Annotated in this window: 10 protein-coding genes; all 10 read right to left on the bottom strand. The window is 53.8% G+C overall.

What is annotated here, in order from left to right; all coding sequences use genetic code 11:
* Positions 1-2 precede the first annotated feature (2 nt).
* The gene (locus tag NYE69_RS05040) at positions 3-824 is read right to left on the bottom strand and encodes an alkaline phosphatase family protein (protein ID WP_340924678.1); all 822 of its coding nucleotides are present in this window, start codon (positions 822-824) and stop codon (positions 3-5) included.
* A gap of 15 nt (positions 825-839) precedes the next feature.
* Positions 840-1625 (bottom strand): DeoR/GlpR family DNA-binding transcription regulator, encoded by a 786-nt coding sequence (locus tag NYE69_RS05035; RefSeq protein ID WP_340924673.1) that lies wholly within the window; start codon positions 1623-1625, stop codon positions 840-842.
* A gap of 4 nt (positions 1626-1629) precedes the next feature.
* Positions 1630-2679 (bottom strand): ABC transporter ATP-binding protein, encoded by a 1050-nt coding sequence (locus NYE69_RS05030; protein ID WP_340924670.1) that lies wholly within the window; start codon positions 2677-2679, stop codon positions 1630-1632.
* The gene (locus tag NYE69_RS05025) at positions 2676-3485 is read right to left on the bottom strand and encodes an ABC transporter permease (RefSeq protein ID WP_340924667.1); all 810 of its coding nucleotides are present in this window, start codon (positions 3483-3485) and stop codon (positions 2676-2678) included. The genes NYE69_RS05030 and NYE69_RS05025 overlap by 4 nt, the downstream gene beginning before the upstream one ends.
* Positions 3485-4405: an ABC transporter permease gene (locus tag NYE69_RS05020; protein ID WP_340924664.1), complete on the bottom strand. Its 921-nt coding sequence runs from the start codon at positions 4403-4405 to the stop codon at positions 3485-3487. Before NYE69_RS05020 ends, NYE69_RS05025 begins: the two co-directional genes overlap by 1 nt.
* Before the next feature lie 124 nt (positions 4406-4529).
* Positions 4530-5699 carry an ABC transporter substrate-binding protein gene (locus tag NYE69_RS05015; protein WP_340924660.1) on the bottom strand — a complete coding sequence of 390 codons (1170 nt, stop codon included), beginning with the start codon at positions 5697-5699 and terminating at the stop codon, positions 4530-4532.
* A gap of 428 nt (positions 5700-6127) precedes the next feature.
* A complete protein-coding gene (gene licT / locus NYE69_RS05010) occupies positions 6128-6955 on the bottom strand; it encodes a BglG family transcription antiterminator LicT (protein ID WP_340924657.1) in 828 nt (275 codons plus the stop codon).
* Entirely contained in the window at positions 6927-8384 is a 1458-nt protein-coding gene (locus NYE69_RS05005) for a glycoside hydrolase family 1 protein (RefSeq protein WP_340924654.1), read from the bottom strand. The genes licT and NYE69_RS05005 overlap by 29 nt, the downstream gene beginning before the upstream one ends.
* A 40-nt stretch (positions 8385-8424) precedes the next feature.
* Positions 8425-9864, bottom strand: a complete 1440-nt coding sequence (locus NYE69_RS05000; protein ID WP_340924651.1) for a glycoside hydrolase family 1 protein — start codon at positions 9862-9864, stop codon at positions 8425-8427.
* A gap of 119 nt (positions 9865-9983) precedes the next feature.
* Positions 9984-11876, bottom strand: coding sequence for a beta-glucoside-specific PTS transporter subunit IIABC (locus NYE69_RS04995; RefSeq protein WP_340924648.1), 1893 nt, complete (start codon positions 11874-11876; stop codon positions 9984-9986).
* Between the last annotated feature and the right edge of the window lie 319 nt (positions 11877-12195).

Below are 12195 nucleotides of genomic sequence, written 5' to 3'. Positions count from 1 at the left end.
GTCTAATCCCATTTCACCATGGCCTCGGAAGGCTTGATTCCCAAATAATGGCACATTAACGGGGCAAGCAGCAGCTGCGACAACCCCCGCGCGTCATCAAGCATGGAAGCGGGGATCGGCAGCTCGCCAAAAACATAAAGCGGAACATTCCGTTCCTCCGGCTCCGTTCCCCCATGCTGCCCCATCGCATTCATCCCGTGGTCCGACGTGACGACGACCTGATATCCCTGCGATCTCCACAGCGGAACCAACGTGGCCAGCATCCCGTCAACCACGCGTACGGCACCTTCATATTGCTTGCTTTCCCCGCCGTGCTTGTGGCCCATATCGTCGATATTCATCGAGTGGATATATAAAAAATGCGGATCATACGCCAAACGCAAATGCTCGGCATCGCTAAACAGATGGCTGTCCGGATAGTGATCCTCGTAATAAAAAATACCGTGCTGGATCGGCTTGCCCTCATCATGCTGATGGCGGTCGGTCACGGGGTTGAATGGAGCGCTGTTATACAATTCGCTAACCCAATGATACGCGGCCGCCGCCGTCCTTAAGCCCGCCCCCACCGCGAGCTGAAACACGCTACGTTCATAGCTTAGCCGGGCGATATGATTGGCCGTGATGCCGTTTTTCGCGGCCGGCGTACCGGTCAGCAACACTTCATAGAGCGGACGCGACAGGCTGGGCAGCTGCGATTGAACCTGATAACAGGCGGCCTCCCCCTGCTCCACCAAATGCTCTATGTAACCCAAATACTTGCGGGCGGCATCATATCTTAATCCGTCCAAAACAACGACAACAAGCTTAGCTTCTGTGCCAGTCATCCTGTTTCTCCCCCTTCATTTTGCTTCGATCCACTGGATATGTTTATTCCGGAGCGTCTGCACCCATTCCTTCGGCAGAGCCGCGTCGCTAACGATCGCGTGAACCTTGCCGAGCGGGGCAATCTCCACAAAAGCTTCCTTATCCAGCTTGGATTCATCAGCCAACACAATCGTCCGGTAAGCGGCCTCGATCATCCGCCGCGACATCCCCGTTTCGTTGATATCGTAATCGCTGATCCCCCGTTCCAAGGAAATCCCCCCGATTGAGATAAAAGCTTTGTCGACCCGGAATTGCGACATGACGCTCTCGCCGATCGTTCCCGACATTGACTGCTGCTCGGGATTCAGTTCCCCGCCGACGACGAAAATTTTCCCGGAAAACCGACCGCTGGTGAGCGATTCCATTAAATGATAGGCCACAGCCAGCGAGTTCGTCAGAATCGTCAGCCGTTCCCGTCCGGCGATGGCTTTGGCCAGCTCCAGCGTCGTCGTGCCGATGTCGATCGCGATTGTGTCGCCGGATTCGATCATTTCCGCGGCCGCGCGGCCGATCCGTTCTTTTTCCTCCGCCTTCACCTTCTGGCGCTGAAGATAAGGGGGCTCGTAGCTCGTCAGTTTGGGGAGCAGCGCGCCGCCGTAGACTCTTTTCGCCAGACCTTCTTTTTCCAATAAAATCAGATCACGGCGAACGGTCTCCTCCGAAACGGTAAACCGCTGCGATAATTCCGGCACCTTCACCTGACCCTCTTGCTTTAATTGCTCCACGATGACGCGTTTGCGTTCCTCGGATGAAATCGACAAATCCTTAAGCCCCTTCCTTCTCAAGCTGCAGCAGCTGCGAGCGATCCAAAGCCAGGTTAACCGGGCTATTGTCGCCGAGCCGCGGGGAACGGCCGTCATTCAGCGCGTCGACCGTCAGCCTGATCCCTGCGGCGTCGATGGTATAACGGATCACGTTGCCCAAAATGGACGCCGAATGAACGGTCCCCTCCACGATCTGTTTGTCCGTATCTGCTTGTTCGTCCCCGTCCCCCCGATCCTTGCTTGCCAGGACCAGCGATTCCGGGCGGATAGCGAAGCTCTCCGCCTCACCCTCGACGGTCCCGAACAGCCGCAGTGCCTCGGCACGGGACAGCACATTGTAACTGCCCATGAACCGGGCAACAAACTCCGTTTTTGGCGTGGAATACAGTTCCTCCGGCGTCCCCTGCTGCACGATGCTTCCTTTATTCATCAAACATACCCGATCGGATAAGGTTAAGGCCTCTTCCTGATCATGGGTCACAAAGATCGTGGTCATGTTGAATCTTTTCTGGATCTCGCGAATTTCGGTGCGCAGGTTTTTGCGGATTTTCGCGTCAAGCGCGCTGAGCGGTTCATCCAAGAGCAGAACCTTGGGCTGTACGGCCAGGGAACGGGCGAGCGCCACGCGCTGCTGCTGCCCTCCCGACAGATGCTGGGGATACGCATCCCGCTTGTCCGCCATATCGATGAGCTCCAGCAATTCCTCGGCTCTTTGGCGTCTGGCCTCCTTGGCGGCTCCGCGCATTTTCATCCCGTACCCGATATTTTCACTAACCGTCATGTTGGGAAACAGGGCGTAAGATTGAAACACCATGCCAATCTCCCGGCTGCGCGGGGGCAAGTTGACGATATCCTTATCGTCCAGCCAAATCTGCCCGTCATTTAGTTCCGTCAGCCCGGCGATGCAGCGCAGCAGCGTGCTTTTTCCACAGCCGGAGGGCCCCAGCAGGGTGACAAGCTCCCCTTCGCGGATATTCAAATTCACCTGGTTCAGCACCGTCGTATCTCCAAACTGCTTGCGGATTCCTGCCAGCTTTAAATAAGGTTTCATTCCGCTATCCCCCTGTTCACTTTTTTGCCGAGCTTCATCAGGACCATGGACAGCGCCAGAATAAACAGAAAGTAGGAAATGGCAATCGCGCTGGCCAAATGTCCGCTTTCATTCATCCTGCGGGCCAAATATACCTGAATGGTCTGAATATGTCCCCCCACCAGCATATTCGTTAAGACGAATTCGCCAAACAGGACGGAGAAGGATAATAAAGTCGAAGTCATGACCCCAGGCCAGATATTCGGCAAAATCACGCTAACAAAGGCCTTGCTGCGGCTGGCGCCCAGCATCTCCGCGGCATTCAGCAGCTCCACCGCCGAAACGGTCAACAAGCTGTTGCGGATGCCCTGATACATATACGGCAAAATAACGATGAAATACGCGCCGATCAAAATATAGGCGGTGCCTGAAATGTTAAGCGGTCCGGAAGAATAGGCGCGAATCAGTCCTACGGCGGCGACGACCCCGGGCACGGCATAAGGGAGTACGACGATCCCTTTCATGAAGCTTTCCAGCCGTGGCAAATAAACCGTAATGATAAACACGGCCGGCAGCATAACCGCAAGGCTGAGCGCCACGCTGATCAGGCATAAATAGAAAGATTTCCACAGCGCATCCAGAAATCGCGTATCCCGAAACATCTCACCGAACCATTCCAGTGTCCAGCTCTCCGGCAGGATGGTGGCCTGCCATTCCTTGGCAAATGCGTAAATGAGCGTGGCCAGTAGAGGAAGGAGCAAGTAGACCATCAGCAACAGCATGAGCGAACGATGCCCCCAGCCGGCTTTTCTGCTTGGTGCCTCCATCACAATTCCTCCTTCAAGGCCGAGGATTTCAGCTTGGGCCATTTCCGCGGGCTGCGGGCTTTTGGCGTAACGAAGCCGGATTGAAACCGATTCGAACGCTGGGTCATCTTATGATTTAAAAAGACCGCCAGCAGGGTCGATAACGCCATAATCACCGCGAGCGCGTTCCCGAGTTGCGGTTCGTTCACCACGTCGCCCGAGACCAGGTTGCCGATCCGCACGGCGAGCAAATTGAAATTGCTTCCGACCAGGGCATAAGCCGTCGCGTACGCCCCCATGCTGTTGGCGAACAAAATCCCCAACGTTCCGAATACGGCCGGCATAAGCACCGGGATGCCGATCGTCCGCCAAAATTGCCACGTACTGGCGCCGAGGAGCGCCGCCGCCTCCTTCCACTGCTCGCGAATCCCGTAAAAGGAAGGGTACAGCAGCAATAAAGCAAGGGGGACCTGAAAATAAATATAAACCAGCACCAGCCCCGACCAGCTGTATAAATTGAAACCGTCGAACACATTCCAGCCCCACTGCTTAAACAGCAAAGTAAACACCCCGTTGCTGCCCAGCAGAATAATATAAGCGAAGGCCAGCGGAACGCCGGCAAAATTCGAGGTCATATTGGACAACATGATCAGGCGATCCCGCATCCTGGGCGCAAAGCGCGTCACGGAATAAGCGCAAACGAGCCCCACGGCAACCCCGATCACGCTGGAAAACACCGAAATCAGCAGACTGTTTTTGATGGCTTTGAGATAATAATCGCTTTGCAGAATTCTGGCATAATAATCGAACGTAAAACCTGAGCCGTCCCCTTGACTAATGCTTCCCGTCAGCATGGACAGGATGGGGACCAGTTGGAACAGGGCGATCATCACGGCAAAAGGAACCAGCCCGAGCAAAAACCAGCGATTTTTACGCTTCACGCCTCTCCCTCCCCTATTGGAAATAACCCCAAAAACCTATAAATTCTATAAGGAGCGCCATTCGTACAGGACGATGACGCTCCACCTAGGACTTCAATCGTTCTTCGAGCTAGGAGTGCTGCTGCTAGTTCATGTGCACAAGCACGCGCTCTTGCCACAGTTGGGGAAGCTGCTTCGCTGTTTCTTCCCAGGCCTTGTAATCGCTAACCGGCTTGACGTTGGCATAGGCTTCGGCAGGCAGCAGCTTGGCCGCCACATCTTCAGGAAGCTGGACGCTTTCGCGGATCGGTCTGGCGTAACCTTTTGCCAGGTTGATTTGACCCGCATCGCTCAGAATATACTCGCGGGCCAATTTGGCGGCGTTCGGATGCGGAGCGTATTTGTTGATGATCGTGGCATAGCCGCTGACGACGCTGCCTTCCTTGGGAATGGTGACGTTGAACTTATCCACGCCGCCCAGTTGATCTCTATAGTTCAGCGCGTTGAAGTCCCAGAACAGGGTCACTTGCACTTCGCCCTTCTCGATGTTGGCCAGCGAAGCTTCGGCATTGGACAGGCGTCCTTTTTTGGCCAGATCTTCAAAATAAGCGATCCCCGGCTCGATGTTCGTTTCATCGCCGCCGTAAGCCATTGCGGCCGCCAACACGGCCATTTGTGCTTGCGCTGCTTTCGTGACGTCGCCAACGATGATTTTATAGTCGCCGTTCTTTAGATCTTCCCAGCTTTGCGGCGCCTGCTTGACCAGATCCGTGTTGGTGAAGAACGCGATCGAGCCCGTATAACCTACGACCCAGTGCCCGTCCTGATCCTTGGCCCAATCCGGAATCTCATCCCAATACGAAGTTTTGTAGGGTTGAGTTACCCCCTTATCCACCGCTACCGGCCCAAAGGCGATCCCCACGTCGCCGATATCCGCCGTCGGCTTGTCCTTCTCGGCCTCGAATTTGTTGATTTCATCGGCGCTCGACATATCCGTGTCCGTATGCGTCAGTCCGTACTTGGTTTGCAGGTCCGCCCACGTATCTTTCCAGTTCGCCCACGAATCCGGCATGCCAACGCTGACTACGGAGCCTTCCTCCTTCGCCTTCTTCTCCAGATCGGCCAATGAGATTTCCTCGGCCGGAGCTCCGGCGCCGGAATTGCCACCTGCATTGGCACCTGAATTGGCGGCAGCATTTCCGCTTGCGTTGGAGCTTCCTGCTTTACTGCCGCCGGTTCCACAAGCCGCAAGCATCAAAACAAACAAGGACAGAACAAGGCCAAACGCCAGTTGCTTCTTTAACCATGATTTCATGTTTTCTTCGCACTCCCTGTGGATTATTGTGGGTTTCATATGTATTTCTGTTGGTTTCAACCCAATTAGAGTATAGGTAGGGACTGTTTGCGCTGGATTAAATGAATTGTTCAAGTTTATTAAAATCGCAGACATGGCGGGAACGGGCTCTGACGAATGAATAGTTGCAAAACGTACAACTAGATTTCAACGAAGCGGCAGGTTAACACGTTTTAATTGCATTTCCTGCAACTACACCCCAACCTCTGCGCCTGCCCTACGAATAAGGCAGATTTAATTGCATGATTTACATTTTAAAAGCGCCTCACTTCGTTTTCCGATGAGTAACTGTATCTTTTGCAACTATTCAACGGCGCACCCATAGACCAGATGTTCAAAGAAAAACCGCCAGGGAGATCACCCTGACGGTCCTTTTAGATTTTCTGATCCTAGCTCACAACCCGCTCGATATGAATGGTCAAATACAGCATCTCTTCATTCGTCAGTTCACGATGGTAAGTTTTGCGGATGTAGACCTTGATTCGCTCCACGCAGGCAAAGGCCTCCCTGTACTGCTCCTTGACCATCCCAAACAGGGCGTTGTCCGTACTGGTGATGTCGGTCCCGTTGATCAGCCGCTGGGCAAAAAATTTCAGATGCGTAATGAAGCGGAAATAGGCCAATGACTCCTCGTCGTATTCGATGCCGAAATGCTTGCGGACGATGCTCAGAACATCATGCATCACTTTGGTGATATCGACCATATTGCCCATGTTCTCATTCAGCTCGGCATTCACCAGATGAAGGGCGATCTGCGCCGCTTCGTCCTCGGGGAGCACGACGCCAAGATCCTGGCGCAACATTTTCAACGCCTCAAGTCCGACCTCGAACTCTTCCTTATAGAAACGTTTGACCTCCCATAAGAGCGGATTTTTAATATCCATGCCCTTGAAGGCGCGCTTGATGGCAAAACTGATATGATCCGTAAGCGTGACGTAAATGCTGTCATGCAGGATTTTTCCCAGGTGCAGCTTGGCATATTGGATGATCTTCTCGGATGCTTCCATATGCTCCATCGGAATCTCGGCCAACAGGGCCTGAAGCTTCTCGGACAATCCCTTGTTGTCCAAAGTGAACATTTTTTCGATCTTGTCCTTGTCGACCTGGTCTCCGGCCTTCTTTTGGAAGGCGATTCCCTTCCCTATAATGACCGATTCCTTGCGGTTTTCGTTCACGACGATGATCACATTATTGTTCAGTACTCGCTCTATTCGCATCCGAATCATCCTTTGCCTTTAGGAGGATTTCTCCGTTCGTAGCAATGATTTGCCGATACCAGTCAAAACTTTTCTTCTTCATTCTCCGTAATGTGCCCCGGCCTTCATTGTCTTTATCCACATAGATGAAGCCGTACCGCTTGTTCATTTCGCCGGTGCCCGCGCTGACGATGTCGATCGGCCCCCACCAGGTGTAGCCCATAATCTCGCATCCGTCTTGGATCGCCTGATGGAGTTCGAGCAGATGCTGATTCAAATATTTCATGCGGCTGTCATCGGCGATCGTGCCGTCCGCACCGATCTCATCCCGGTCGCCAAACCCGTTCTCCACGATGAAAATCGGCTTCCGGTAGCGGTCGTAGATTTCATTGCAGACATACCGCAGCCCTTTGGGATCGATGGGCCAGCCCCACGAGGTTTTGGTGAGATGGGGGTTGTCCAGGCCCATAATCCCGCCGGTGTTGCCCAGGATAGGCATCCCCGCCTTATGGGTCGTGCTGCGGTAGTAGCTGAATCCGATATAATCGGCCGGATAGGCTCGAATCAGCTCCAAATCGCCCGGTTCGATAGCAAGCTCTATGCCATGTTCTCTAAAAATCCGCTCCGCATAGCTTGGATATTCCCCGCGCAGCAGCACGTCCGAATAGAACAGCGAGCGGCGTCTCAGCTCATAGGTCTCAAACACATCATCCGGATGGCAAGAGTTCGGATAGATGATGCTCAAGGAAAGCATGCAGCCCATGCGGGCGCCGGGGATGATCTCGCGCAGCAGCTTGGCGGCGGCGGCGCTGGCTACGAACAGATGGTGGCTCGCCTGATAAATATCCTGCAGCTTCCGCTCCGGGTTGCGCAGCTCGATCGCCCCCGCCGCCAGCGGGATCGTATGCATATGATTGATTTCGTTGAAGCCCATCCAATACTTGACCTTATTTTTGTAGCGCTTGAAGATGACTTCGCAATAACGCGTAAAAAAAGCCACGAGCTTCCGGTTCGTCCAGCCGCCGTATTCCCGCACCAGATGCAGCGGAGTCTCAAAGTGGGAAATGGTAATGACCGGCTCGATACCATGCTTGAGCAGTTCGTCGAACAGATTGTCGTAAAATTGCAGGCCCGCTTCGTTAGGCTGCTGTTCATCACCGTTGGGGAAAATCCGCGACCAGGCAATCGAAGTGCGCAGGCACTTGAAACCCATTTCCGCGAACAGGGCCACGTCTTCTTTATAGCGATGGTAGAAGTCGATGGCCTCATGGCTTGGATAATAGGCGTTCGGATCAATCGCATCATCCAGCACGCCGTTGACGATCCCATGCCTTAACGCATCGTTGATCGAGGGCCCTCTCCCGTCTTCATTCCAGGCGCCTTCGGCCTGATTGGCGGCGATAGCGCCGCCCCATAGAAAATGTTCCGGAAACGATGTTGTCGAGATCATATATATTTTCCTCCGTTTCAGTTTGAATGGTAAGGTTCAACTATAGCTGTTCGCCATGGCTGGCGATGACCTGTTTGTACCAATAAAAGCTATCCTTCTTGATCCGGCGCAGCTCTTTGGCGTCCGTCTCGTCCCGGTCCACGTATACGAAGCCATAACGCTTCTGATAACCGTTCAGCCAGCTCAAAAGGTCCGTGAATGACCAGGAGCAGTAGCCGATAACCTCCACTCCGTCCGTAATCGCATCCTGAATCGCGGAGATATGGCTGCGGAGATAATCGATGCGGTAATCGTCATGAATGACATCGCCCTGTTCCAGTTTGTCGAATTCGCCGAGGCCGTTTTCGGTAATAAAAACCGGCAGCCGGTAGCGGCTCGCGATTCTGCGCAAACCGACCCGCAGCCCCTGGGGATCGATGTCCCAGTCCCAATTGGTGGTCTCCACGTAGGGATTGGCGGTGGTTTTGTACATGCCCGGGATGCCGGTCGGCTTGGTCGAACCCTTTGCCCCGGTCGTATTTTTGTGTCCAAGCTCCAACCGCTGCTGCAGTCCGTACTGCTCAACCGTCGTGGTCCGATAATAATTGACGCCCATAAAATCAGGCTTGGCCGAGGCCAGCAGCTCGAAATCGCCATCGTGAATCGCCGGAGCGAGTTCATTATCCTCCAGGTACGCCCAAGCGGCGGCCGGGTAGCGTCCCCACGCGTAGATGTCCATCCAGAAGTAATTGTTCAGCTCCTCGCTGTTTTCGTAAGCCAACATGTTCGCCGGATCGGAATTGACCGGATAATAAGGCTTGTAGGCAAAGCTGGGTCCGATCAACCCGCCCGGCACGATCTCACGGAACGAACGAATCACGGTGGCATTGGCCAGATTGGCAATATGATTCACTTCGTACATGCGTTTGCGGTCCCGCACACCCGGTGGGTGCAGCCCGGTCTCGTAGCCGTAGCTGACAAAATAATTTTGCTCATTGAGCGACACCCAGTACTTTACCCGGTCCCCGTAGCGCTTGAAAAGAGTAACGGCATAGTGGTTGAAATCCTCAATAATCCGCCGCGATTCCCAGCCGCCGTATTCATCCATCAGCGCCTGGGGCAGGTCCCAATGATACAAGGTCAGAACCGGCTCAATCCCGTGCGCGATCAGTTCATTAATCAGGTCGTCATAAAAAGCTAGCCCCCGTTCGTTGGCTTCCCCCCGTCCAGCCGGATAAATGCGGCTCCAGGCAACGGAGAAGCGGTACGCCTTCAGCCCCTGCTCGGCCATCAGCGCAATATCTTCCTTGTAGCGATGATAGTGATCGACGGCGACATCGCCGTTCGAGCCCTTGAACGTGGTCCCTTCCTGTTTCGTAAAAACATCCCACACGGAAGGCCCTTTTCCATCGGCATCCCAGGCCCCTTCGACCTGGTAAGCCGCCGAAGCCGAGCCCCATAAAAAGCCGGCAGGAAACGGAGCTTTACTGCGATGTTCCATACGTTGAACCTCCTCCTAAGCGTAAATTTGCTGCGGTTTTGATAAGTTTTAATAAGTCTTGATAAGTCTTAATAAGTGTTCAAAAGTCAGGTTTTCAGCACCGAGAAGGTTACTGCCTCTTAACGGAGCTCCAGCAGCGGCTCGCGGTACAGCACTTGCCGCTTGGCGGTGACCTCGACGGTATTGAATGTGTTCATATTCGTGATAATGATCGGCGTGGTCAGTTCCAAGCCTGCTTCCCGAATCGCTTCAGGGTCAAATTCCAGCAGTAAATCGCCTTCACGGACCTGCTGGTTTTCAGCGACTTTCACCTCGAACGGCGCTCCTTTGAGTTTCACGGTGTTTAATCCTACATGGATCAGCAGCTCAAAGCCATCCTCCGCCGTAATGCCGACGGCATGTTTGCTTTTGGCGATTGAGGTGATGGTACCGGATACCGGGGCATAAATTTTGCCTTCCTCGGGAAGGATGGCTACCCCGTCTCCCATCGCTCCGGACGAGAAGACCTGATCGGACACCTCTTGAAGCGGGATGATTTGGCCGCTGACCGGTGCGGATACGCCGGAAACATCGTTTGCTGCCGCCGGCACCGCCGGGCTTGGGTTATTTTTACTCTCCTCAGCCGCCGCCGGGCTCTTGGACGTACCTTCATCAATCTGCTCTTCAAAGCCCAAAATGTAAGTCAGCACCGCCGTGATGACAAAAGAAGCCGTAATGCCGATCAGGAAATACACGAACGTATCCGTCGCAAAAGCGGGCAGCGTGGTCACCGCCGGGAAAACATAGGCCAGCACGGTCGTATGGAACGCGCCGATGATCGCCCCGCCGATGACGCCGCCGATGATTTGCGCGATCAAGGGACGCTTCAGCTTGACGGAGATTCCATAAACGATCGGCTCCGTGACCCCGGCCAGGATCGACGGCATCAGCGCCGACAAAGCGTAAGCCTTCAGCTTTTTGTCCTTGGCCTTGAGGAATACCCCCAACGCCGCGCCGGAAGAAGCGAAGGTGGCGGCTGCGGACGGCGGCTTGATCGTATCGAAGCCGTGAAGGCTGAGATTGTTCAGCATGGCCGGGACGATGCCCCAATGCAGGCCGAACATGACAAGGAGCGTCCAGCCTCCTCCGATCAGGGCGCCCATGACCAATCCGCTGGAGTTGCTCAGATAGTTAATGCCGGAAGCGATGCCGTTCCCCAGATAGACGCCGACCGGACCGATCGCCGCGGCGGCGAGCGGCACCATGATCAGCAGCGACACTAATGGTACGGCAAACATCTGGATGTTGGCCGGGATGATTTTTTTCAGATACCGTTCCATATGGGAATAAACCCAGATCGTCAGCATAGCCGGAATCAGCGTGCCGGTATAGGACATCAGCACGACCGGAATGTTGAGGAAGCGGGTGACATCCCCGATGTTCTCCATCAGTCCGGTAAAATTCGGCTCCAGCAAAGCGCCCATAATGGTCAGGGACACAAACATGTTTGCGCCGAAGTAGCGGGCCGTGGAAATCGCCAGCAGCAACGGCAGGAAATAAAACACACTGTTGCCGGCGGCGGCCAGAATTTTGTAAGTGCTGCTGTCCTGCGCCAAAATCCCCAAGGTCGTGCTGAGGATGACAAGCACCGCTTTCAGCATTCCCGCACCGGCCAATGCGGGGACGATCGGCGTCATGATGCCGGACATCGTGTTGAAGAAGCGCGTGATGAGGTTGCCTGTTTTTTCACTTTTGGCATCCTCTTTGGCTTCTCCCGCCGGCTTGATGTCATGGTTCGCGATAATTTCTTTGTAAACGGCATTCACCTCATTTCCAATCACGACCTGAAGCTGTCCATTCCCTTGAACCACCGTAATGACTCCATCCAACCGCTCCAGTTGCTGCTTGTCCGCCTTGCCGAAATCTTTCAACTTGAAACGCAGCCGTGTCATGCAATGATACAGCTCGGTAACGTTCTTTTCTCCGCCCACATGCTCCACGATGCGGTTGGATAGCTCCGTAAACTTGCCCATCGTTCATCCCCCTTAACATTCATTGTTGTCCTTGGAAGTGCCCCGGAAAACACAAAAAGACCTAAATCGTAAGAGTCCCCGGAATACACCTACGTATCCCAAGCTCTACAATTTAGGTCTTGCCTGCATCACCAGTAACAATCCCGTATTCGGTTAAGTTGTTGCACCATCAAGTTAGCATAGAATCATTTTCATGTCAACGCTTTCTTTTTTGTTCCTTTTTTCGCCTCTTGTAAGATCGTCATAGATTGGGATAAGATAGCTTTACATTTTAGGGGTTGTTCAAAAAGTCATCTTTTGATCACGAAGCAGGTCATGA

It is taken from the genome of Paenibacillus sp. FSL R5-0527 (assembly GCF_038008055.1).
Lineage (GTDB): Bacteria > Bacillota > Bacilli > Paenibacillales > Paenibacillaceae > Fontibacillus > Fontibacillus macerans.
The sequence above is the reverse complement of the archived record's forward strand: the minus strand, read 5'-3'. Positions and strand labels throughout refer to the sequence as shown.

What these genes read in the sequence shown, in the direction of transcription:
- NYE69_RS05005 (WP_340924654.1), bottom strand. Translation starts at nt 8,384, where the DNA reads ATGATCTCGACAACATCGTTTCCGGAACATTTTCTATGGGGCGGCGCT.
- NYE69_RS04995 (WP_340924648.1), bottom strand. Translation starts at nt 11,876, where the DNA reads ATGGGCAAGTTTACGGAGCTATCCAACCGCATCGTGGAGCATGTGGGC.
- NYE69_RS05015 (WP_340924660.1), bottom strand. Translation starts at nt 5,699, where the DNA reads ATGAAATCATGGTTAAAGAAGCAACTGGCGTTTGGCCTTGTTCTGTCC.
- NYE69_RS05030 (WP_340924670.1), bottom strand. Translation starts at nt 2,679, where the DNA reads ATGAAACCTTATTTAAAGCTGGCAGGAATCCGCAAGCAGTTTGGAGAT.
- NYE69_RS05040 (WP_340924678.1), bottom strand. Translation starts at nt 824, where the DNA reads ATGACTGGCACAGAAGCTAAGCTTGTTGTCGTTGTTTTGGACGGATTA.
- licT (WP_340924657.1), bottom strand. Translation starts at nt 6,955, where the DNA reads ATGCGAATAGAGCGAGTACTGAACAATAATGTGATCATCGTCGTGAAC.
- NYE69_RS05025 (WP_340924667.1), bottom strand. Translation starts at nt 3,485, where the DNA reads ATGGAGGCACCAAGCAGAAAAGCCGGCTGGGGGCATCGTTCGCTCATG.
- NYE69_RS05000 (WP_340924651.1), bottom strand. Translation starts at nt 9,864, where the DNA reads ATGGAACATCGCAGTAAAGCTCCGTTTCCTGCCGGCTTTTTATGGGGC.